We start from the raw sequence: 20951 nt of genomic DNA, 5'->3' as shown, positions 1-20951 counted from the left end.
CCTACGTGTTACTCACCCGTCCGCCGCTAACTTGTCCCCGAAGGAACAAATCCGCTCGACTTGCATGTATTAGGCACGCCGCCAGCGTTCGTCCTGAGCCAGGATCAAACTCTCCATAGTAGTGGACAATTGCTTGTCCATATATCTGAAAGCTGAAATGCTCATTGACTTGCTAGCGAGATTTTGCAATCTCTTTTTGAACGATTGCTCGTTCGTGCTTACTCACTCGTTGTTCAGTTTTCAAAGATCAATTTCTTTCGTTCACTGCCGTGTTACCGGAGCAGCGAGAAGTAATATACCATACTGATTTTTCATTTGCAAGCTTTATTTTTTTCATCCATTCGTGAAGATATTCAACACGTTCAGATCTTGCATTTAAGCTTGCTGCCTGTCCCGTTTGGAACAAGAATCATAATATAGCACATACGAATTCGTAATGCAAACTCAATTTCACTTTTTTCAAAAAAACCCTAGGACCAGATTTCTCTGACACCAAGGGTTCCCTACAGGACTATTTTAACCAAATACCTTTAAGCAATAATTCGAGTGGCTCTCGTTCCTCGGCTTCCCCTCGATGATCGTACTCCACTAACTTATCGAGCCGTGCAACCTGGTAACCATAATCATACATAGCCGCGGCCACAACGGATAAACGCAGCATGCCTGTCGGCTGCAGATTAGAGCGTTCGATAAGTTCGGTCATGAAACGCTCATTGTCAGCTTCCATTTCCAATCCTTCCGTGCTGTCATCCTTGAGCTTATCATCGAACTTCAAAAGAACATGCTCATGAAACTTAATTAATTTCTCCATGTGATTATCAAAGTAATCATCCATAGCGTCAGTGCGAGCTGTCTGGAAATAGTGCTCATCTACTGCATCGAGAACTTCGAGTCCTTTGTACATAACCAGAAGCTTCTGCTTGTAGACAACAAGTTCTCGAATACGACTGAAGCCTTTTCTTTTACCTTTAAGCTTCTTAATCTCTTCTTCCATCAATCGGTACTTGTCCGATAATGACTTCAGCGCACTGCGCAGGCCTTCTTTTTCCTCACGGAAAATCGTCTCCTTCATTTCATTGGAGATTACCGTCCGCAGAAGCAGGGACATTTTCACAAAAATAGATTGAATCTGTGACGCAAACTGCTGCTTGGGCTTAGGGGGGAAAAATAGGATATTAACCAGGAAGGCGCACCCGATTCCAATCAAACTAAGCAATAATCGATTAACCGCAAAGCGCCACTCCCCGGAAGCTTCCATCACGGCAACGACGGTAACCAGCGTCAAACCGATCGTATCCTCCATCCCCAATCGGAGACTAATGATAATCACAATGATACATACAATTCCAATAGCAATGACATTATTAGAGAAAAATATGCCCGCCAGCAAAGCCAAGGCTGCGCCTAAAATATTGGTCTGCAATTGGTCAAGAAAATAGCGCCATGAGCGATAAATCGAAGGCTGCATAGCAAAAATAGCCGCAACGGCCGCAATAACCGGAGGAGTAAAGCTGAGCCAAGCACTAATATATAAGGCTAAGGCTACGGCGATTCCCGTCTTCCATACGCGCGCACCAAAAACCACGAAAGCCCCTCCTAATTCCTATAAATGAATTCATCCCTATCTTACACAGGTCGAAGAATGGATGTAAAGAAACTAAGATTCCTCTCTATGCAGGGGAAGGACCAAGGAGAACTTGCTGCCCTCCCCTTTTTTACTTTGCAAAGCCAGTGAACCGCCCAGCAGTTTGGCCAGTTGGAGACTGATCGATAAACCTAAGCCCGTTCCCTCATATTTGCGATTAGAGGCGCCGTCACCTTGTTGAAAAGCTTCAAAGATCATTTGTTGCTTCTCTTCGGCAATCCCAATGCCTGTATCCTGTACCACAAAGACGATCCAAGCTGTGGAGTCCGTAATATCCATTTCCACATTCAGGGTGATACTGCCCTGCTCCGTAAATTTAATCGCGTTCATAATTAGATTTCGAAGAATTTGATTGAGCTTCTGGTAATCCATCTGGATCATGCTAGGCACGCTGGGTGCCGAGTGAACCTCGAAGCGCAGCTTTTGTGCAGCTGCCAACGGTTGAAATTGTTGCTTGATGTAGGAAATCAGTTCATCCATAACGACAGGTTGCCAGAGAATCTCCATTTTGCCCGCTTCAATCTTAGACAGATCGAGCACACTATTGAGCATAAGCAGCAGTTCATTGCCAGACGTGTGAATGATCTCGGCATATTGATTGACTTCCTGAGAATTGGTCGGATCATCATACTCCCGAATTAATTCGGATAAGACGATAATGCTGTTCAATGGCGTTTTGAATTCATGTGACATATTGGCGATAAATTGCGATTTGTAGGTAGAAGCCAGTGTCAGCTGCTGTGCCTTTTCCTCCAGTTCACGCTTGGAAGCAAGAAGCTTCGCCTTCTGTTTGCGCAGTCTGGTATTCATTTTACGAATCTTGTTCGCTTGCAGCTGTTCACTGTAAAAATCCCGGATAATAAAAACAAAGAGGGTACTTATGAGAAGACCTGTGGGATAGGTGTAAATAGCAACCTTGGTCAAATAGACAGTCTTGTTCACGGCGCCAAAACTTACGACCCCGATCACTTGCAGTGTGTTGATGGAAAGGATCGAGATTAGCGCCTTTTTCGTGTAGCTCCACTTTTTCCGTTGGTATAATCCTACGAGAAACGCAGCTAAGAAACTTAACAGCAAGATATTAAGCGAACCCGTAAATGCTTGTGGGTTAATCCCCGTAATCGTGTATCTGGCAAGCGCGATGCCCAGTCCGACAGGGAGAAGCAGATGATATTTCCGAAAAAAGAGGGTTCCAAAAACAAGCGGAAGCGCACGCAAATCAAAAAGCGTATGCTCTGATATTCTCACGCCAAAAAACATGGTTAGCCAGCCCGAAGCAATAAATATGGCGACTAGCACAATCTGTTTTACCGTCCATGAAGCCTGTTGACATGTATATTTAAAAATGAGATTGAATAAATAAGCGCATGTGATCAAGATACAAACATTAACTAAGAAACTGATAAAAATCGTAATGATAACTCCCCCTTGCCTACAGCTGATCCTTGTGGTTGTCACTTATGATTATACCTATTGATGTACCATAAAAATACCCTTATCTCTATTAGATCCAAACAAAGTCCAAAGTACTAGAAATGCGCATGACACCCTCGTTGGAAAGCCATACTGTTAAAAGCAATCACCTAACTATCAGGAGGCTATCGATGATCAAACAGAAATGGCGCATTCCCGCCACGCAAGGTCTAGGGTTTAAGCTTAGCAAAGGACAAGTGGTTCGTGTCACGGATGTGGAGGGTGAACAAGTCGCTGATTTCGTTGCTTATCATGCTAATAATTTGGACGAGCGACTCGATCCTGGAGTGACTCTCGATGCTCTCAGTACAACGAATGTGAAGCCGGGAGATATCCTGTATGCTACAACCTATAAACCAATGCTGACCATCGTATCGGATACTGTGGGACGGCATGATTTCATCAATGCTGCTTGCCGCTCCGAGATGTACGAAGTGCTCTATGACAAACAAAATCATGCGAGCTGCTATCATAATTTGAACCAAGCTATCGCAGAATTCCATATCCCTGCCCCTGTTCAGCACTACCCTTTCAATTTGTTCATGAACACCGTGATTCATCCAACAGGAGAAATTAGCGTAGAACGCCCCTTATCCAAAGCCGGGGATTATATTGAACTTAGGGCCGAGATGGACCTTATTGTTGCTGTCTCAGCCTGCCCCTGTGTGGAAAGTGTCTGCAACGGCTTCGTATGCACCCCAATTGATGTAGAGATACTGTAAGAAAGATCTGGGCAATCACCCAATCACCCTCCTTCGCATACTATGCTCCGAATGATGAAGGAGGGGTTTATAGTGGTTCAATTACATGCAAAAACTTGGCTCGATCGTCATCTGGGTGAGCTGCCGGAGTGGCAGCAGGATGCTTTCAGTCAATTTGGAGATATGATTGCGGATTCAGACAGGACATTTCCCTGTATCCCTGGTCGGCAGGGTTTTCTTGCAGACAGCTTGCGATTCGGGTTCTCACCTGACCCACGGACAGACACGGCCATCGAGGAAGTCGCTGCGCTTCTGCAGCAGTATGGCGAATGCTCGCGAGACACAGGGAAGTTCGCTTCGCTAGTCATTTTCTTCCAAACCCCAGATGATATGAGAAATGACTATGCTGTAGAGGATTATGAGCATTTATTCTGGTCGGTTTTAAGCCGTGTCAGCGCCAAAGATGACGTGGCGTGGCCAGGGCACATCTCTACCGATCCCTCCCATCCGTCTTGGGAGTTTTGTCATAGCGGGCAGCCTTACTTTGCCTTCTGTGGAACACCAGCCCACCAAGTTCGGAAGAGCCGAAGGACATCTCACTTCCTGATTACGTTCCAGCCGCGCTGGGTATTCGCCGAAATCAATGATTCTACCCCATTCGGGCGAAATATGAAAAAGCTGATTCGCGAGAAATTAGTGGCATACGACGGAGTGCCTGCACATCCTTCGCTCAAATGGTACGGCCAATCGGATAATTTGGAGTGGGAGCAGTACTTTCTGCGGGATGATGACAGCGTGGCCGCCAAATGCCCCTTTCATGCGATGCACAAAAAAGGGAATGATTAAAAGGAGCTAAGCAGTTACAAGCTGCTTAGCTCCTTTGTTTTTGCCGTCTCTAGTGCAGAGAAGGTCGGTTATTCGGAGGCATTTGCGGCATGCCTTGTGCCGGAACGAAGGTATTCAGCATTTTTTGCATATCGGAGATTTCCAGCCGCGGAACTTGGTAGTAGGTATTTCGGTTTTGATATAAGAAAATTTCGTAGGCCATTTCGATGAAATTCTGAACTTGAGAAGCCAATACGCGGCGCACCGCAGGATTGGTTACTTCAACAGCCGTCATCGTCAGCAGCGATGCATGGGATTTAATCAGTCCCAGCATATGAGCGCTAATGCCTGCATCTTTGACATCAGCCAATGACTGATTCGGCTTCTTGGGTTGCGTTGGCTTGATGCCATAAATCGGCTGGGACAGATTGCGAATCATATACGTGCCTGTTTCTTGACTTGGCTTCTGCCCGGTTGCAAAGCATTCCGCTGTTAAATTGTAATGGAACAAGGTGAAGTTGTACTGACGATCCAGAATATCCAGAAGCTCGTGATCTTGCACAAACTGTCTGAAGATCATGAATTGATCCAGTACATTAATGGTACATGCCAATACTTCATGTAAATCAAAAACTTCATGACCCCCATGATTCATGTAATGCTCGCCTTGCTGGTTATTGTTGTAAGGTGTTTGCTGCTGCATCTCGAAGTCTCCTTTGAACGAATAAGTTTGGTAACTTCGATAAGTTGCGTTGATTACGTTCAAATTATGCGTGGCGCTGTGTTAAAAAGAATAAACAAAACCCCCGGCAAGCTGCCGAGGGTCATCTTATTTGGAGGCGTTTTTCGCGGCTTCCGCTGCCGCCTTCAGACCTTTGCTCTTATATGGTTTAGGAGCGCTTTTGGCCCGATTGGCACTGGCTTGCCAACGATCCCAGCCCTTTTTATCCGTTCCTCTGCCAGTACCGCCCTTGCCCTTCGCCTTGCTCATGCTTTCACGCTCTGCAAGGAAGCCCACAACGCTTCAAGCCACACATCAAAGTCTGCCCCTTTGTCACCTTCATACGTATCAAAAACATCGCTTCTTGTTTTCTGCAGTTTCTCTTTAAACTCTTCATACGTGTGACCTTCTGGCAAGCTCTTCTTAATCCGCACGAAAACTTTGCCTGCGCCTTTGATCAGATCGCCTTTTTTGCGCGGGGGCAGCTGCGCATCTTCGCCAAATGCGCGAAGCTTCCGGTAAGCGGCCTCTTGAATGGGATACACGGTATCGTTCTTCAACATCCGCGCCAAAATATTTATCGTCTGTTGGTCGTTCCACTGTCCTAATTGTTCCACAGCGTCCAGACGCTCTCTCCAATTGGACATGCGGCTAGCAGATTTTTTTAATTCTTCAAAATTCGGGGGCAATTCATAGGTTTGTTCAGTACTCAAATGATTCAGGCTCCTTTTAACTGCAAAAAAATCGCAAGTTTCTTGTCTGAGATTGATGTTACACTTTTTTTGCGCGGAGCGCCAACTTTTTGCGATATCCACAAAGTACCAATCGGGAAGATACTTGAGACTTTATGCCTGCACTCAAGGCTGCAAACTGCGGAAAAACAATTCAAAACTTACTGCCATCTGCGTCGTGAGTTTATCCTCGCCCATCCCCATTCCCCATAGGATTAAGACCCCCATATAGGTTTGAAGCGCTTGATCAGCAATCATATCAGGAGGAAATGCCGAAGAAAATTCTCCACGCTTCTGCGCTTCAATAATAATAGGCACCAATACTTCTTTCAGTTCTTCGAGCATGTTTAGTCGACTCGTTAGTGATTTTTCATTACCCAAATCACTTTGAAAAACGGCACGAACAAGCTGTCTAGTATATGGAACAATGCGTACAAATTCCATTAGAAATTCTCTGATATGCGGGAGAAGCGGTCCGCTTTTATCCTTTAATTTCTCAATTTCCGTGGTCGCTTGGAACGTTTGGATATCACAGAAGACATCTTCTTTGCAGTCAAAATAATTGAAAAAAGTCCCTTTGGCTACGCCAGCGCGTTCCGTTATCAAATGAACGGTCGTGCCATCATATCCATGCTCCGCAAACAGTTCAAGCGCAGAGTCTAATATTTTTTTGCGCGTAACGCGCTTTTTTTCTTCACGGTTCATAAGCTCATCTCCGTCAAATCACATATGTGCCAAGGATATAGGCTAAGTATAGAGGAAACTAGAATTTTGTACAATGTATAAAATGACCGTAAGTCCAATAATATTTTGTTAATAAACATTAATTATTACTATCTCATATTCATAAACCGATTAAAATTGTAAATTTGTCCACATAAAATAATGACCAAAAGTCTAAAATAGGATTAACCACAATTCATAATTGAGTTATAACTGAGAACAGATAAAGTTTTCAGAGGACCATTTAGGAGGCCCACTAGTAATGATTGAAAAATGGATTAGACTTTTAGCCAAAACGAAATGACTTGTTTTATAGGTTATCTTGTACCTAAATGCGTATAATGTAGGGGATAGGATGGATATGCCAACACATGAATGAAGGAGGGTGTGCGATGCTGCCAACATTTTTTGTAGCTCATGGAACACCAAGTTTGGTCATAGAGCAGCATGCTTACACCGAGTTTCTGCAGAAGCTGGCCCAAAGCATTCCCAGACCCAAAGCAATCGTGCTGTTCAGTGCGCACTGGGAAAGTGACGTACAGAGAATTAGCGCTGCCATTCATCCGGAAACGATCTATGATTTTACGGGCTTTTCGGAAAAACTTTATACCATTAAGTACCCAGCTAAAGGTGATTTGACGCTTAGTTTACATATACAGCGGTTATTCCAGGAGGATGGCATCCGGTGTGAGCTGGATGATGAGCGCGGGTTGGACCATGGAGCATGGGCACCTCTTACTATGATGTACCCGGATGCCGACATTCCGGTAGTCACGCTGTCGGTGAATCCTCGGCTAACCGCGGAAGAGCATTACCGCATTGGTGCCGCGTTGGGCGCTTTGCGGGATGAGGATGTGCTGATTCTCGGCAGCGGCGGGACGGTTCATAATGTAAGGCGGCTGGACCGAAATAATCCAGTACCCCAGGTATGGGCTGTGGAGTTCGACGAGTGGCTGGCGGAGCAGCTGGAGACGTGGAATCTAGAGGCGTTGGTTCGATACGACGAAAGGGCGCCCAATGTGCGTGAGGCGGTTCCGACGCCGGAGCATTTTGTGCCGCTGCTGCTGGCGATGGGCGCGGCGGATACGACGCGCAGAGCGAAGCTGCTGCATCACAGCTTCCAGATGGGCACGCTCAGCTTGTGCTGCTGGATGTTCGGGGCGAAGCGGAAGTCGTAGCCGCTAGTGCTAGTCGAGGAAGCGCTGCTTATACGCCGGCGTCGGCAGCATGCACTGCTCGGTTTGGCCGAACCAGCGGTAGCGATTGCGCGCGATGAAGCCGTAGACGAGATTCCTCAGCGGAGCAGGAATGAGAATGGCGGCGTAGGCCGCAGGCCAGGCGCCACGCAACCGTCGGGCGATGCGCAGCGCCGCGGTTGAGCGGGTGTAGGCACGGCCGCCCTCGATCAGCACAATCGTGCTGATCATATCTATCGGCAGATCGTGCCGCGCAAGCAGTTGTTGGCCGATAGCAGACTGCAAGGATGCGAAGCGGAAGATGCCTTCAGGGTCATTCCGCAGAATGAACTGCACAGCACTGCTGCAAAGGTTGCAGACCCCATCGAACAGGACGATGGCGGGTTCATGGTTTGGTTGCGTCATGGCGATGTCTCCTTCTTGGGGAAGCGTGGCGGTTTCTTCTAGTATACCGAATTGGAGCGCGGGCTCCAACTGATATTCCTAGGTCCCAGAGGGGAGCCGTGGTAACTAGCGGGAAAAGCTGGCGCTATTTTCGGCAAATTGGCTATATGTGCCGGATTAACTGGAAATCATGGAGGATAATGATCCAATGTTAACGGGAACCCGTCCAATTAGAGGAAGGAAATCCCGTTATTTTCCTTTTCTTGTCTTCTATTTTTCTCATCCCTAGCATATCTATTTACTAGAACGATAGACTAATTTTAGAAGAAGAGGTGTAGCTCTTTTGAAAACATTGCCGATTCTCCGCAAACACACGCTCAGCACCTGGCTTGTCCTTGGATGCTCTGTTATCACCCTTGTTGGGTGCAGCGATACGTCACCTGCCGTTTCATCGCCTAGTCCGCAAGCTACCGCAACGCCGTCCGCCGCCGTGTCGCCGGCTACCAAACCAGCTTCAAGCGCCGTTGATACGACGCTGCCGTTCAAATTCCCGCTGACCGGTCTGCCTACAGATACAGAAGTGAAGAGCCGTCCCTTCATGGTCATGGTCGAGAACGCGCCGCAAGCCAGGCCGCAGACCGGCCTCGATCAGGCCGACATCGTGTATGAGATTCTCGCAGAGGGCGAGATTACGAGATTCGTCTCCGTGTTCCAAAGCCAACCGGCGCAGACGATCGGTCCGGTGCGCAGCATTCGGCCTTATTTCGTAGAAATCGGCGATGCGCTTGATGCGGTGATCGTGCATGCCGGCTGGAGCCAAGATGCTATGGATATGATGGCCGGCCGCAAGCTTTCTCATCTCGATGAAGTCTACGGAGACGGCGCCTATTACTGGCGGTCCACGGAGCGCAAAGCGCCGCACAATCTCTATACCTCTGTGGATAAAATGAAGCAGGGCGCCAAGGCGCACAATTTCCGCGCGGAGTGGAACGGACCGCTGCTCACTTTTGCCAAGGAAGGCCAGAATAAGCTGACCGGCGCAGCCGTGAACTACATTCAAATCCCTTATATCAAAGGGTATTTCGCTTCCTATGACTACGATGCCGCCGAAGGCGTGTACAAGCGCAGCATGGAAGGCAAGCCGCATTTGGATAAAGAGAGCGGCAAGCAGCTTCAAGCGAAGAACCTGCTCGTTCTGGAGAGCAAGCATAAGATCGTAGACAAAGAGGGCCGCCGAGAAGTTGATGTTTTCGGGCCGGGCAAGGGCGTTATTCTGCAAGAAGGGAAATCCCAGTCCATAACGTGGGAACGCAAAAACGGTCTCCTGCGTGCATACGACGATAAAGGGATCGAAGTGCCGCTGCTGCCGGGCAATACGTGGGTTCAAATCGTGCCGGAGGGGACGCAATTGAAGATGGAGTAACAGAGTTTACAATCGCTTTACACAACGCGACGACTCAGCGATATTGCCGGACATTGGGCGTAGGCGAAAATCAAGCAAGCTGTAAGCAGCGGCATCGTAAAGTTCTGGCAATGAAGTAAATAGAAGAGGCTGCCTCAAGGTCATGCGATCTTTGAGAAAGCCTTCTTTTGCGTCATGCAGAGGCAAGCTTCTCCGCCAATCGCTCGGCCAAATCGATAATGTCTTCCTTCCGAGCTATCACATCAATCCAAGGCCCTGGAATAGCCGACAGACCATAATAAATACCGGCTAAACCACCAGTTACAGCCCCAGTCGTGTCTGTATCTTCACCCAGATTAACAGCCTTTAACACAGCTTCTACATAGTTAACGCTATTAAATAGACACCATAAACTAGCCTCCAACGTGTGAACCACATAGCCCGAGGATTGGATTTCTTCCTCCGTAAACTCCGCCATATTTCCATTCAGAATTGCGTGGAAATGCGCCAATTCCGGCTCATCCTTGTAATAATTGTTCACCGCAGCCTGCGTCTTCCTGTAGCTTTCTTCAAGGTCGAATCCCTGGAGCAGATGACAAGCAAACTCCACGTAGATGACGCAGGCGATGCTTAAGATATCTTCTCTCCCGAAATTCGACCGGCACACCCAATGCATCCCCCACACAGAGTCCGAGCAGCCCAGCCAGTACTTGATTCTTCATAGCCTTAACTCCTTTCGCCTACTTCTCTTTGATCAGATCTTCGCGAAGCGTAGTTAAAATCTCACCGAGCCAATTTGTTCCTCGCCAAGTGCGGCGATTTCGGGCATGGGGGTGTTCCTCCGCTAAGCCGATTCCCCAAATTTTATCGTCCGGGCTGGCTTCGACCAATGTAGTCCCGCCTGTTGCAAGCAGTGCATGTTTGAGCTCGGGATTTTGCGTAAATTTAGCATAATTAGCGTCATAAACAATTTTTTTACATGCCTGCTGCCATTGATACGCCTTGAAGTTTTTGACACTTCGACCCAATTTCTTTTGATCAGATGGCGAACGGCTGGCAAGAATTTTCTCTGCTATTTCAGCATCTTCAAAAATACTTGCTTTCATATACATCATATATTGCTCCGCACAGTTAAAGACATTGCCATCAATTACAAAACGACAAGAATGCCACTGCGAAAAAGGAGACTGCGTCCTCCAGAAAAATGTAAACTTCTCCATTTCTATCACCTTCATTCCTAAAATGAGCGGCGGTCCTGACTCTCCTTCACCTAAAGGTTCCGCAAAAGCTCCGCTCTAATATCAGCCAGCGATTGATCACGAACTAATTTCCCATCTTCGAATACAACTTCCAGCCTATCTTCCGCCTGACGCTCGGTGTATTCAGCCACATTCAGATTGTCTGTGTATGCGATCTTGCCATCTTGTTCGGTGACGAGCACGAGGCCTGTTTGCGATTTTTTAAAGTTGCCGCTGTCTGTTTTGGGATCTTTGAAAATTTTGCGCTCTTCGCCATTGATGACCGTGAAGGTCGATTTCAACGCAAAGCCAAACGTATCGCGTGTATTGTACTGGTATGTGTACGAACCGATACCGTAGACCATGTTGGTCGAAGCAAAACCCTTGGCTGCTAGCTTCTCACAAATCTCTCTGCAGCGAGCAATCGTAATAGCATCCCCATAAATAGCGCCAATATGGCTGTCTAACTGCTTAAATCCCTTCTCCGTCGTCGTACCGCCAAAGATATCCCAGAGGATCTCAATTACGCCTTTCCGCTCGAACTCATTGGTCGAATCCGCATCGCCGCAAATAATTTTCACCGGGTCCCCGCTGTCCGGACGAATCACCACTTTGCCATCACGGCTCAGAATATCCTCCTTAAGCCCGCGGATCACAACATCGAGCACGCTCCACAAGTCCCATGTATCCGACACGATGGAAACGAAGCCGCTCGGGTATACCTCTTTGATCAAGTAACGGTACGAAGCCATTTCGTCTGTCCCGTGTGCGCACATAACACTATGTTCCGTCGCAGGAATCGAAGTGCCTACGAGTTCTTTTTCAATATTAGCTTGGTAGAAATCTTCCAAATAAAGAATCGCAGGAATAGTATCAGTCCCTGTAAACGAAATCAAATGCCCAGCCCCGCTGATTTTGGCCGCTTCTAATGAGCTCATGCCGCGCATCGAGAAATCATGCCCTTGAAAAGGCACGCCCGATGTGTCCCCATTCGTCGTCTTCGCGTACTCCTCCAGGATCTGACGATACTCAAAAGCTAATGTCGCACTCGTCGCAGGCATCCAAAGCTGACAGGACATCAATGTCTCCAGATAATTGGTCAGCCAGAAAAATTCAGGCTTTGTATTTTCAATTGTCAGCATTGGCACCTTAATGGGAACCAACGTTCCTTCTTTAATCGCTTTGATTTTAATCGGCAAATAGCCTAAATCGTGCAACTCTTCGATATGCGAAGCGTCCGGATTCTCAGCGCCAAGCGCGTATTGGAGCACCCTTTTATACTCAACCACTACGTCATCTTTAGGTCTTGCAAAAAAATTCACATCAAAATATTGGATTAGATACTCCTTAATAAACGATTGAAAGCCAAAAGCCACTACATGATGGACATCTTCCAAGCGGCTCGTACGTGCCGTCCAGGTTGAATAAACAAGCTCCGTTCCCTTAGGATATTGATTTTTGTGGCTCACCTTATAGAAATCGCAAAGCAGCGTTGCCGGATAAATGAATGGTTGTGTCATGTTACATGCCTCCTATGTTGGTTACATGAATTTTGGGATGATCAGTTTCCTCAAGCATGGTATTCGTCGTGAACACTTTATCAATCAGGTCGGTTTCTAGGATTTTCCCTTTAAAAATGGACGTTTCGCAGTGTCCCACCAGCAGATAAATTTCGGAAGCACCCAGCTCCTTCAACTTCTCAGCACTCAGCATAAATGTCCCTCCATAGGAGCACAGATCATCTACAATGATGACTTTAAAACTACGGTTCTCGATAGTTCCGACAACATCTAGCTTCTTAATTTGACCTGTTTCGAAATCCCGCACTTTAAAACCAACCAACTGTCGGTATCCTTTGACCTTGCTGTATCGCTTCTGAGCCCCTGCATCCGGGAAAAATAAGTAATCAACTTCTGGATTGAAGCCTGTAGCGGCAACAACCTGATCGAGCAATTCGATCGTTGGGTACCTTGCTGTACTGCGGTTAATGAGTGCGAGCGAGACGTCTGAATGAGGCTCAATCAATGTCACCTTTTGAAACGACAACGCATTAATGAAATTCGCCACGTATTTGAGCGTAAAAACGGACGATCCCTCCACGCGGTCCATACGGCTGTAAGGCATGTAGTAAATCACTAGGGAAGATGCGAAATTATGATCATCTAGAAAATTCTTTACGAACATCAGCTTGATTAAATCGCTGTCTGATTCATATTTAAAAGCTATTTCATTGTGCTCTATAGCCAACCCAAGGATTTGCTCCCCATCCACCAGCGTCTCGCCGTTCGGGAAAATCCGGAAAACTAATTCGGTCCCATTTAACAGAATCATGGTTCGTCACGCTCCCTGTTTCATAATTGTATCAGCTATAAATAGATAATTGCGGCTCCACCTCTGTGAAACGATACAACTGAGCCGCGCGCTGGGAAAACCGATTGGACCCCTTCAAGGTCCCGTCAGGATTGAGAACTTCCTCAATAATTCCCTTGCGGCTTCGTGTCGATGTAATTTTGCGAATGAAATTTTGCTCCGCGAACTCCGGAACGACTGTCTGAATCACTTGGTACAGCTCGCCAATCGTGAACTCCTCTGGAAGAAACTCTTTGGCAATCGTTGTCGTTAGCATCTTCTTGCGGATTTCGTGGAGGGCATCTTCAAGAATTCGTTTATGGTCAAAAGCTAAATCCATGGCTAACGCTTCATGTACCGGGAACAGCCGCACATCGGAGGCATCCACGTCCGCCTTGCGATGGGCTAGTTCATCTTCGTCCACTAGCGCTAGAAAGGCATGAGAGATAATCCATCCACGCGGGTCGCGTCCCAGCTCACTGTAAACATTGAAATATTCGAGATGAACGTTGGCCACTCCGGTTTCCTCTTTCAATTCACGTGCAGCGCACGCATACACTGTCTCCGTCTCAAGTGTGAATCCCCCTGGCAGAGCCCACATGCTTTCGTAGGGCCAGATCTTCCGCTGAATTAACATGACGTTTAACTCACGGGTAGGCAGTGATTTCTTCCGTGTATTTCTATCTTTGGATATGATCGTAAAGATGACGATGTCCGTTGGCGCTCCATCAGGAGTTCGGTAATTGCTTGCAGAATAGTTGGATTCGTTGTCGACCATTTACGTTCACCAGCCTGGTTTGATTATTTCGTTTTGATATTATCATTATGACATAATTAAATGTTATGTCAATGGGTGTTGGGAGAATACAGAAAAACAGGAGAATTCTCTTTGATGCAGAAGATGTAACAGTACTTATTTGATCATTTAAGGAGACCACCCTATGAAGTTCGGAATTAATCCTAATTTGCTGAGATTTACTCTTCCTATTACGCTTGCTTTCACATTTATCAACAGCTTTCTTCCAGAAGCGCATGCAGAGGAGAATGGAACCGGATGGCAGGATATCGCTGTCGGTGGAACTTTCAGTTTAGCTATTAAAGCTGATGGCTCACTATGGTCTTGGGGAGAATCCAATCGCTACGGTATCCTCGGCAATGGTGAAAAAGGGAATCTGGCAGCAAATGCTAAAGTACCGGTAAAAGTGCAAGGAATTGATCATGTTAAGGCTATCGGAGCAGGCGCTATGCACGCCTTAGCTGTTAAAGCCGATGGCACTGTCTGGACTTGGGGAGACAATACCGACGGTCAGATTGGTGATGGAACCGAAACACTTAGAGAGACAGGCTCTGGTAAGGCATTAACTGATAACAATAGAGAACTTCCTACTCAAGTAAAAGGCTTATCCCATGTGGTGGCTGTTTGGGGTGCATGGGCCAGAAGTTATGCCATCAAAGATGATGGCACCTTATGGGCTTGGGGAGGCTTATATTATAAAAAGGCTGATGGTTCTACAGGTAATTACGTAACTCCTGTACAATTAAGATTTCAAAATGTAGCGACAATTTCCACCGGCTATGGCGATAACTTGCTAGTACTCAAAAAAGACGGTACGGTTTGGACTCAGGACCAAGGGACTGTTGTCCAAATTGCAGGATTATCAGATATCACTGCGATCGCAGCGGGCGGCACAGATTCCTATGCCTTGCAAAAAAACGGCACAGTTTGGATGTTTGGCTCCAATGGACGTGGTAAAATTGCTGGAGAAGACGTCGCCAAAACTGCTAGTCCCCAGCAAATACAAGGTATTCAAGATGTCGTTGATATTCGTGCAACAGGCGGCGGGCCTCTATTCCTCAAAAAAGATCATACCGTCTGGACAAGCGGTAAAAATACTGGTGGCCAACTAGGCATTGGTTCGTACGAAAACAGTGATACACCCGTACAGGTTAAAAATCTTACGAAGATCAACAAGATTGCTGCACACGGAACCGGATTTCGCTCCATGGCTATTAGAGAGGATGGGACTCTCTGGGCTTGGGGCAATGGCTTTACCGGAGATGGGACAGAGTGGTATAGAACCGAGCCTGTTTGGATTAAAAGCAGCGAATCCGATTTTACTCCTCCTACTGATTTAATTAGTGTACAGCTCGATGGGGCGGTACTTCACTTCGAGCAGCAACCAACGATTATCGATGGAAGTACGCTTGTCCCTTTACGAAAAATCTTCGAAACGCTTGGAGCAGAAGTACATTGGGATGGAGCCACCTCTACTGTAACCGCCAAAAAAGATAAACATACCATCACACTAACAGTTGGCAATCAAATTGCTACTCTCAATGGTCAACCTATTCATTTGGATACTTCTCCTACTATCATTAACGGGAATACACTTGTTCCCGTTCGGTTTATCGCAGAGTCACTGGGGGCCAGAGTATCATGGATCTCTGAGACTAAGACTGTTCAACTGACATCAAAATAGAAAAAGAAGCCTTTCACTGAATAATCATTCAGTAAAGGCCCTTTTTTAATATCCCCATGAATCGAAATCAATCAATCGATCCTTTTCCATCTTGGCTTTTTCATCAGGTGATAGAGCAGTGACGAATACCTCTTGATCAATAACAACCTCAACAAACTGATACCCTGTCTCCTTTATCCATTCATTGATTTCTCCTAAGATGCTCGTATCCAAGAAGTCACTCATGTATTCGGGGTGAATCGTTCTTTGTAGTCCATTTAACATAAAACTAACCGTTACTGGACCTTCATCAGTATTCCATTTCTCCACAATATCTGTCGGCTTGAAGGCTCCTCTAGAAATTACGCTCCACTCCTGTAAGGCTTGAACATAGCGTTCATTCCCCGTAAGTACATCTGTTTCAGTATCTTTCAACCATACGCGATCCTTATCTTGCTCCAGTACATAGAGTTCAGCAAACTCATTGTACCATTCGGAAGAATCAAATGGGTTCCAGTCCGCTCTAATAAAACCCTCATAGAAAGCTAAAAACTTATCGGTGAATTGCTGATCAGTCAGCTGACTATCCTTCTGGAAAAAGCCAAATTTACGATAATAATGTGCAGCATCCATGGCACGCTCTTTTGGTGTCATCGCTCCAAATTTATCCTGAGCTAGTTGAGGCATTGTTTTAATCTCATGGAAAGTTTTAATAATGTTCTGATAATCTTTTTCTATTTCCGAATATACGAGTTCCCCCGCCACTAAGATAACTCGATAAAAATTGTACTTCCCATTAAGTAAAGTTTGTACAACCGTATAGTTACCGAGAGCTTCTGAATTCGCAGAATACGAAAATTGTATAGCACTCAAACCATTTATCGTCAGCGTTCGCGATTGACTATACTCCTTTACATTTTGAGCTTCTATCGACTTCTTAATGCCCTTCTCATAATCCTCTAGTGTCTTTATTTCCTCAAGGTACTCTTTCGATTCTGTAGCAATTGTAATAGCATTATTCCCTTTTGCTAGATAGATTTGATCCCCAAAAGCTCCTGATGGTTTCGAAAGCCACTTACCGCTTACCGTTATTTGCGACATTTGATTTGGGCTGATGACATCATGTGAAGGAATAAGATAAATGGTCTTGCTGCTATTTTCCAATGTGACATCAAAGCTTGAGGCTTCACCAACAAAGCGTATCGGAACAAATATATTACCTTCCACATTCTTAGGAGCGACAGGCAGTATTTGTTCAGTTCCATTCAAAGCCGCATTCACATTATCAACTTGTAACTTAAGGGAAACTCCCACTTTGGATGCATATATGGTTCTTGTTTCATCTTCCCATCTGATCGTGAAGCCCAATTTCTCAAATAAAGGACGGAATTGCACTAAAGTCGTACCTGTTTCCAAAATAGGTGGATGATCAAATATCACTCTATCCTGATTAACGATAACAGCCAAACCATCAACAGGATTTGAAAGATTTGGAGCTTTATTCACGGTCATTCCAGATTGTTCTAGCTGCTCTAGCAGCAACTTCGACTTCTCATTTAACTCATTTTCGTCTATGAAAAGTGTACGCAGTTCCTCAATAGTTCCTATCGATGAAATATCCGTAACAGGGTTGCTGGCAATATCCAACCATTTGATTGGCAATTTAGCTAGTGAGCTTATATCCAAGATATGATTCTTGCTGGCAAGTAAATCTGTAAGTGATGTCAACTGTGATAAACAGCCAATGCTTTCAATTTCATTGTTATTGATTATCAGTTTTTGTAATCTCGATAAATTTGAAACAGGACAAATGTTTTTAATTTTATTATTATTCAATGCTACAAAATTCAATTGATATAAGTACCTAAGAGGAGCGACGTCCGTAATTTCTTGATTAGCTACAAAGAGTTTAGTTAGATTAATAGCTCGTTCTAAACCTTCCAAGCTCTTGATCTTTTCTGTCCCCCTAGGATAAAGGGAAGTAAGTTTCTGTAAAACCTTATAATCCAATACTTGCTCTTGCGTAAGCTTCAACTCATCGCGGATAGCTTTCTCGAGAACAGGATCTTTGATCTTCACTTCATCCGTAGCTGCTTGCATAGGAGACGGCATTAACACAGAAATTAGAATTAGTAAAAATGAAAAGCATAGGGCTTGCAGTTTCATGATAGATTTTCCTTTACTCATGTATTTTTGATAATTCGTTTTGTCGTATTAACATTACGAATTATACTAGAAATACTAGTAAATTAATGTAGTATTTTGTCGAAAACTATATAATATTTTGCTAAAATTTAAACAAAAAAACGGCCCATCCGCCCAAGCGAATCAGCCGCCGACCTATCTAGAACCTCTAACTGACCACCACACCCCTACAGTATTTGCATACATCCGCATCGATTGCAATTTCCTCATTACAATAGGCACACGGCTTATGTGTTTTCAAATCAGATGAGTCTGTTACTTTTCGCTTCCTCACACTTGCCAAAACCAATAAACCAATGACAACAATGACGACGGCCACCAACCAATAAATCATTCGTGAAACACCTCCTAGTTGATAAACAACTTTCTGATGGTTCCGTCTATGTATATTCGGCTAGCCTTGTCCATTAGTCATCTCAGCAAAATTAATTCACACCAAGTCGATATACTCCGCAACCCGTGATTCCAAAATTTCTATCAGCTCTTCATCCATGAAAGAATAATCATCTGGAATATCCAGGCATATTAGTTTTTTATCCCCCAACATATCTCCAAATTTCTCGGTTATACGTCTAACATGCTTCTTCTCCATAGCAAAAATAACATCAGCCCAGCCTACGTGACCACTGGTGATTCTAACTCTTGCTTGTTCTTCCGTCCCCACTGACCGAACATCCAATCCTGCTTGTCCCGCGAATATTTTCTCAGCGGTTAAGCTTCTCCATTTATTCCTACTGCATACGAAAAGAACTTTGATTATTGCTCTGCCATCCATCATGTTGACGAGCCTACAGGCCACATCTGCCCCTGATAAGCCATCTCCCAGAACATCGTTTCATACCTCGTCGTATTTAAGAATATCGTCTCTAGTCTGGCCAAATCGTCCCCCGATTTCCCTTCCGCCAAACGATCCATTAAACGAATACACCACTGGGCTAGCTCGCCGAATTCCTCGGAACTATACATTCGGACCCACTCCCCATAGTCAGGGTGATCCGCGGCGCCTGGTATTTCTTTGAGCATCACGCCAATCTCCCAATAACTCCACATGCAAGGAAGCAGAGCAGCGGTCAATTCAGCCAACGATCCGTTCTGTGCAGCATGAAGCATATAATGCGAGTAGGCTAACGTAATAGGGGATGGTTCCGCCTTCTCCAATTCCTCTTCCGTAATGCCGAACTGAGCCGCGTAGGAACGATGCAATCCCATTTCCTCATGAAGAATCGAGTGCAGCAGGGCTCCGAATTCGCCCATGGTCTTCAAATCCGTCGCTTTCACTGCGCCGAGTGCAAACAATTTCGCGTAATCAATCAAATATAAATAATCCTGTATCATATAAAAGCGAAATTTTTCGCGATCTAAAGTCCCTTGCCCGAGCTCCTGAACAAATGGATGAAGCTGTGTCTGACGCCAAGCATCCTGGTATTTATCTATCAAATGTTGTGTGAATGACATATGGATATCCCCTTCTATTCGTTTTATGATTGGTGCAAACGTATAGGATTCGACGAGTTGAACCGAATTTCCTTTTAAAGGTAATTGTCTGTACAATTAAAAAAACCACCCTAAGGTGGTCTTTCTGTAAGCGGGCGGCGGGAATCGAACCCGCGCGATCAGCTTGGAAGGCTGAAGTTCTACCATTAAACTACGCCCGCGTGTTATAAAATTGATGGTCGGGACGACACGATTTGAACATGCGACCCCCTGCTCCCAAAGCAGGTGCTCTACCAAGCTGAGCTACGTCCCGAAGCCAAACAGGTTGAAAATGGCGCGCCCTGAGAGATTCGAACTCCCGACCTTTTGATTCGTAGTCAAATACTCTATCCAGCTGAGCTAAGGGCGCATATGTTGTTGGGATAATGCCGAAGACCGGACTTGAACCGGTACGATAGTCACCTATCGCAGGATTTTAAGTCCTGTGCGTCTGCCGATTCCGCCACTCCGGCTTGCATAAGTAATAAGGCGCTACCCAGATTCGAACTGGGGGTAAAGCTTTTGCAGAGCTCTGCCTTACCACTTGGCTATAGCGCCAAATTAAAAAGCGGAAGACGGGGATCGAACCCGCGACCCTCGCCTTGGCAAGGCGATGCTCTACCGCTGAGCCACTTCCGCATGGGTACCTCAGGAGTATGAATACTGCTGAGGATTTAATGCGCGTAGAGGGACTTGAACCCCCACGGTCACCCGCTAGATCCTAAGTCTAGTGCGTCTGCCAATTCCGCCATACGCGCGCAAGTTAATGCTGGGGCCCCCGAAAAGTAATCGGAATTCCCTGTGAAGCTTTCACTTCACTTTTTGAGGTAAAGTGGTGAGTCATGTAGGATTCGAACCTACGACACCCTGATTAAAAGTCAGGTGCTCTACCAACTGAGCTAATGACTCATACATAAGATGTAATACTGGGGATCAAGGATTTGAACCTTGGCATGACGGAGTCAAAGTCCGTTGCCTTACCGCTTGGCTAATCCCCAACATAGGTTAAAAATAATGGGCGGACGACGGGACTTGAACCCGCGAATGCTGGATCCACAAACCAGTGCGTTAACCCCTTCGCCACGACCGCCACACTATAAAATTAGGTATATGGAGGCTGATGGATTCGAACCACCGAACTCGGAGAGAGCAGATTTACAGTCTGCCGTGTTTAGCCACTTCACTAAGCCTCCATATTAAAGCCTTGTGGTGCCGTCGAGAGGACTTGAACCCCCAACCTACTGATTACAAGTCAGTTGCTCTACCAGTTGAGCTACAACGGCATAATTCTTACTTTGGTAAAAATGGCGGAGCTGACGGGATTCGAACCCGCGGTCTCCTGCGTGACAGGCAGGCATGTTAGGCCACTACACCACAGCTCCACACTATGTACAAAATCTTCTGTAAGAAGATTGGTTGCGGGGGC

At 45.9% G+C, this 20951-nt stretch carries 21 protein-coding genes, 13 tRNA genes, 1 rRNA gene and 1 pseudogene; 5 read left to right on the top strand and 31 right to left on the bottom strand.

Translation table 11 applies throughout. The features are described from left to right. From IEY34_RS34605 to IEY34_RS34595, 3 genes are all read right to left on the bottom strand, one after another. Positions 1 to 120: ribosomal RNA gene (locus IEY34_RS34605) — 16S ribosomal RNA — on the bottom strand; the annotation flags it as partial. Positions 121 to 511: 391 nt separating this feature from the next. Beyond that, positions 512 to 1585, bottom strand: a complete 1074-nt coding sequence (locus IEY34_RS34600) for an FUSC family protein (protein ID WP_189020589.1) — start codon at positions 1583 to 1585, stop codon at positions 512 to 514. Between the two features lie 72 nt (positions 1586 to 1657). Then, positions 1658 to 2944 (bottom strand): sensor histidine kinase, encoded by a 1287-nt coding sequence (locus IEY34_RS34595; RefSeq protein WP_189020587.1) that lies wholly within the window; start codon positions 2942 to 2944, stop codon positions 1658 to 1660. Between the two features lie 308 nt (positions 2945 to 3252). Between IEY34_RS34595 and IEY34_RS34590 the strand changes: the two genes are divergently transcribed. Both IEY34_RS34590 and IEY34_RS34585 read left to right on the top strand, forming a co-directional pair. After that, complete coding sequence (locus IEY34_RS34590; RefSeq protein WP_229757998.1) at positions 3253 to 3840, top strand: DUF1989 domain-containing protein; 588 nt, start codon at positions 3253 to 3255, stop codon at positions 3838 to 3840. Positions 3841 to 3912: 72 nt separating this feature from the next. After that, positions 3913 to 4665, top strand: a complete 753-nt coding sequence (locus IEY34_RS34585) for a YqcI/YcgG family protein (RefSeq protein WP_189020583.1) — start codon at positions 3913 to 3915, stop codon at positions 4663 to 4665. A 49-nt stretch (positions 4666 to 4714) separates the two neighbouring features. On the opposite strand, the gene IEY34_RS34580 is transcribed toward IEY34_RS34585, so the two are convergent. The 4 genes from IEY34_RS34580 to IEY34_RS34565 form a co-directional block, all read right to left on the bottom strand. Next, positions 4715 to 5347, bottom strand: a complete 633-nt coding sequence (locus tag IEY34_RS34580; RefSeq protein WP_189020581.1) for a spore coat protein — start codon at positions 5345 to 5347, stop codon at positions 4715 to 4717. A 126-nt stretch (positions 5348 to 5473) separates the two neighbouring features. Then, on the bottom strand, positions 5474 to 5635 hold the full coding sequence (locus tag IEY34_RS34575) for a DUF3934 family protein (protein WP_189020579.1): 162 nt from the start codon (positions 5633 to 5635) through the stop codon (positions 5474 to 5476). After that, positions 5632 to 6078 (bottom strand): HEAT repeat domain-containing protein, encoded by a 447-nt coding sequence (locus tag IEY34_RS34570; protein WP_373291395.1) that lies wholly within the window; start codon positions 6076 to 6078, stop codon positions 5632 to 5634. The genes IEY34_RS34575 and IEY34_RS34570 overlap by 4 nt, the downstream gene beginning before the upstream one ends. A 144-nt stretch (positions 6079 to 6222) precedes the next feature. Next, positions 6223 to 6801, bottom strand: coding sequence for a TetR/AcrR family transcriptional regulator (locus IEY34_RS34565; protein ID WP_189020577.1), 579 nt, complete (start codon positions 6799 to 6801; stop codon positions 6223 to 6225). Positions 6802 to 7211: 410 nt separating this feature from the next. Here IEY34_RS34565 and IEY34_RS34560 point away from each other — a divergent pair, with 410 nt between their 5' ends. Next, positions 7212 to 7997: a DODA-type extradiol aromatic ring-opening family dioxygenase gene (locus IEY34_RS34560; RefSeq protein WP_189020576.1), complete on the top strand. Its 786-nt coding sequence runs from the start codon at positions 7212 to 7214 to the stop codon at positions 7995 to 7997. 9 nt (positions 7998 to 8006) lie between these two features. On the opposite strand, the gene IEY34_RS34555 is transcribed toward IEY34_RS34560, so the two are convergent. After that, on the bottom strand, positions 8007 to 8420 hold the full coding sequence (locus IEY34_RS34555) for a thiol-disulfide oxidoreductase DCC family protein (protein ID WP_189020574.1): 414 nt from the start codon (positions 8418 to 8420) through the stop codon (positions 8007 to 8009). 322 nt (positions 8421 to 8742) lie between these two features. Between IEY34_RS34555 and IEY34_RS34550 the strand changes: the two genes are divergently transcribed. Then, on the top strand, positions 8743 to 9822 hold the full coding sequence (locus tag IEY34_RS34550) for a DUF3048 domain-containing protein (RefSeq protein ID WP_189020572.1): 1080 nt from the start codon (positions 8743 to 8745) through the stop codon (positions 9820 to 9822). A 172-nt stretch (positions 9823 to 9994) separates the two neighbouring features. Here the strand turns inward: IEY34_RS34550 and IEY34_RS34545 are convergent, their stop codons facing one another. The 6 genes and pseudogenes from IEY34_RS34545 to IEY34_RS34525 form a co-directional block, all read right to left on the bottom strand. Then, a complete protein-coding gene (locus tag IEY34_RS34545) occupies positions 9995 to 10468 on the bottom strand; it encodes an ADP-ribosylglycohydrolase family protein (RefSeq protein WP_189020570.1) in 474 nt (157 codons plus the stop codon). Between the two features lie 3 nt (positions 10469 to 10471). Beyond that, a pseudogene (locus IEY34_RS38245) lies at positions 10472 to 10523 on the bottom strand (hypothetical protein); the annotation flags it as partial. Positions 10524 to 10541: 18 nt separating this feature from the next. Next, entirely contained in the window at positions 10542 to 11021 is a 480-nt protein-coding gene (ybiA, locus tag IEY34_RS34540) for a riboflavin biosynthesis intermediates N-glycosidase (protein WP_189020592.1), read from the bottom strand. A gap of 50 nt (positions 11022 to 11071) precedes the next feature. Further along, positions 11072 to 12559: a nicotinate phosphoribosyltransferase gene (locus IEY34_RS34535; RefSeq protein WP_189020568.1), complete on the bottom strand. Its 1488-nt coding sequence runs from the start codon at positions 12557 to 12559 to the stop codon at positions 11072 to 11074. 1 nt (position 12560) lies between these two features. Continuing rightward, the gene (locus tag IEY34_RS34530) at positions 12561 to 13370 is read right to left on the bottom strand and encodes a phosphoribosyltransferase family protein (protein WP_189020567.1); all 810 of its coding nucleotides are present in this window, start codon (positions 13368 to 13370) and stop codon (positions 12561 to 12563) included. A 31-nt stretch (positions 13371 to 13401) separates the two neighbouring features. Next, on the bottom strand, positions 13402 to 14166 hold the full coding sequence (locus tag IEY34_RS34525) for an NUDIX hydrolase (RefSeq protein WP_189020565.1): 765 nt from the start codon (positions 14164 to 14166) through the stop codon (positions 13402 to 13404). Between the two features lie 163 nt (positions 14167 to 14329). Here IEY34_RS34525 and IEY34_RS34520 point away from each other — a divergent pair, with 163 nt between their 5' ends. After that, a complete protein-coding gene (locus IEY34_RS34520; protein WP_189020563.1) occupies positions 14330 to 15868 on the top strand; it encodes a stalk domain-containing protein in 1539 nt (512 codons plus the stop codon). 45 nt (positions 15869 to 15913) lie between these two features. On the opposite strand, the gene IEY34_RS34515 is transcribed toward IEY34_RS34520, so the two are convergent. From IEY34_RS34515 to IEY34_RS34435, 17 genes are all read right to left on the bottom strand, one after another. Continuing rightward, positions 15914 to 18013, bottom strand: coding sequence for a stalk domain-containing protein (locus tag IEY34_RS34515; protein ID WP_189020561.1), 2100 nt, complete (start codon positions 18011 to 18013; stop codon positions 15914 to 15916). A gap of 187 nt (positions 18014 to 18200) precedes the next feature. After that, complete coding sequence (locus IEY34_RS34510; RefSeq protein WP_189020559.1) at positions 18201 to 18386, bottom strand: hypothetical protein; 186 nt, start codon at positions 18384 to 18386, stop codon at positions 18201 to 18203. A gap of 96 nt (positions 18387 to 18482) precedes the next feature. Continuing rightward, a complete protein-coding gene (locus IEY34_RS34505; protein ID WP_308423102.1) occupies positions 18483 to 18830 on the bottom strand; it encodes a low molecular weight protein tyrosine phosphatase family protein in 348 nt (115 codons plus the stop codon). Beyond that, positions 18827 to 19507, bottom strand: a complete 681-nt coding sequence (gene tenA / locus IEY34_RS34500) for a thiaminase II (RefSeq protein ID WP_189020557.1) — start codon at positions 19505 to 19507, stop codon at positions 18827 to 18829. Before tenA ends, IEY34_RS34505 begins: the two co-directional genes overlap by 4 nt. A 129-nt stretch (positions 19508 to 19636) precedes the next feature. Continuing rightward, positions 19637 to 19707, bottom strand: a tRNA-Gly gene (locus tag IEY34_RS34495). A 15-nt stretch (positions 19708 to 19722) separates the two neighbouring features. Beyond that, a tRNA-Pro gene (locus tag IEY34_RS34490) sits at positions 19723 to 19799 on the bottom strand. A gap of 19 nt (positions 19800 to 19818) precedes the next feature. Beyond that, positions 19819 to 19895: transfer RNA gene (locus IEY34_RS34485), tRNA-Arg, on the bottom strand. A gap of 17 nt (positions 19896 to 19912) precedes the next feature. Beyond that, positions 19913 to 19998: transfer RNA gene (locus tag IEY34_RS34480), tRNA-Leu, on the bottom strand. Between the two features lie 14 nt (positions 19999 to 20012). Then, positions 20013 to 20083, bottom strand: a tRNA-Cys gene (locus tag IEY34_RS34475). 9 nt (positions 20084 to 20092) lie between these two features. Further along, positions 20093 to 20164: transfer RNA gene (locus IEY34_RS34470), tRNA-Gly, on the bottom strand. A 39-nt stretch (positions 20165 to 20203) separates the two neighbouring features. Then, a tRNA-Leu gene (locus IEY34_RS34465) sits at positions 20204 to 20283 on the bottom strand. 75 nt (positions 20284 to 20358) lie between these two features. Continuing rightward, positions 20359 to 20434 (bottom strand) — tRNA-Lys (locus tag IEY34_RS34460). A 17-nt stretch (positions 20435 to 20451) separates the two neighbouring features. Beyond that, positions 20452 to 20523: transfer RNA gene (locus IEY34_RS34455), tRNA-Gln, on the bottom strand. Positions 20524 to 20542: 19 nt separating this feature from the next. Beyond that, a tRNA-His gene (locus IEY34_RS34450) sits at positions 20543 to 20615 on the bottom strand. 21 nt (positions 20616 to 20636) lie between these two features. Then, positions 20637 to 20718: transfer RNA gene (locus tag IEY34_RS34445), tRNA-Tyr, on the bottom strand. Positions 20719 to 20732: 14 nt separating this feature from the next. Further along, positions 20733 to 20808 (bottom strand) — tRNA-Thr (locus IEY34_RS34440). 22 nt (positions 20809 to 20830) lie between these two features. Further along, positions 20831 to 20907: transfer RNA gene (locus tag IEY34_RS34435), tRNA-Asp, on the bottom strand. Positions 20908 to 20951: the final 44 nt, after the last annotated feature.

It is taken from the genome of Paenibacillus marchantiophytorum, from assembly GCF_014640555.1.
GTDB lineage: Bacteria > Bacillota > Bacilli > Paenibacillales > NBRC-103111 > Paenibacillus_E > Paenibacillus_E marchantiophytorum.
Note: the sequence above shows the minus strand (reverse complement) of the source record. Positions and strands in the feature narration are given on the sequence as shown.

Coding starts and splice junctions, on each gene's coding strand:
- IEY34_RS34565 (WP_189020577.1), bottom strand. CDS start 6,801: ATGAACCGTGAAGAAAAAAAGCGCGTTACGCGCAAAAAAATATTAGAC.
- IEY34_RS34535 (WP_189020568.1), bottom strand. CDS start 12,559: ATGACACAACCATTCATTTATCCGGCAACGCTGCTTTGCGATTTCTAT.
- IEY34_RS34560 (WP_189020576.1), top strand. CDS start 7,212: ATGCTGCCAACATTTTTTGTAGCTCATGGAACACCAAGTTTGGTCATA.
- IEY34_RS34505 (WP_308423102.1), bottom strand. CDS start 18,830: ATGATGGATGGCAGAGCAATAATCAAAGTTCTTTTCGTATGCAGTAGG.
- IEY34_RS34580 (WP_189020581.1), bottom strand. CDS start 5,347: ATGCAGCAGCAAACACCTTACAACAATAACCAGCAAGGCGAGCATTAC.
- IEY34_RS34515 (WP_189020561.1), bottom strand. CDS start 18,013: ATGAAACTGCAAGCCCTATGCTTTTCATTTTTACTAATTCTAATTTCT.
- IEY34_RS34575 (WP_189020579.1), bottom strand. CDS start 5,635: ATGAGCAAGGCGAAGGGCAAGGGCGGTACTGGCAGAGGAACGGATAAA.
- IEY34_RS34510 (WP_189020559.1), bottom strand. CDS start 18,386: ATGATTTATTGGTTGGTGGCCGTCGTCATTGTTGTCATTGGTTTATTG.
- IEY34_RS34530 (WP_189020567.1), bottom strand. CDS start 13,370: ATGATTCTGTTAAATGGGACCGAATTAGTTTTCCGGATTTTCCCGAAC.
- IEY34_RS34555 (WP_189020574.1), bottom strand. CDS start 8,420: ATGACGCAACCAAACCATGAACCCGCCATCGTCCTGTTCGATGGGGTC.
- IEY34_RS34525 (WP_189020565.1), bottom strand. CDS start 14,166: ATGGTCGACAACGAATCCAACTATTCTGCAAGCAATTACCGAACTCCT.
- tenA (WP_189020557.1), bottom strand. CDS start 19,507: ATGTCATTCACACAACATTTGATAGATAAATACCAGGATGCTTGGCGT.
- ybiA (WP_189020592.1), bottom strand. CDS start 11,021: ATGGAGAAGTTTACATTTTTCTGGAGGACGCAGTCTCCTTTTTCGCAG.
- IEY34_RS34520 (WP_189020563.1), top strand. CDS start 14,330: ATGAAGTTCGGAATTAATCCTAATTTGCTGAGATTTACTCTTCCTATT.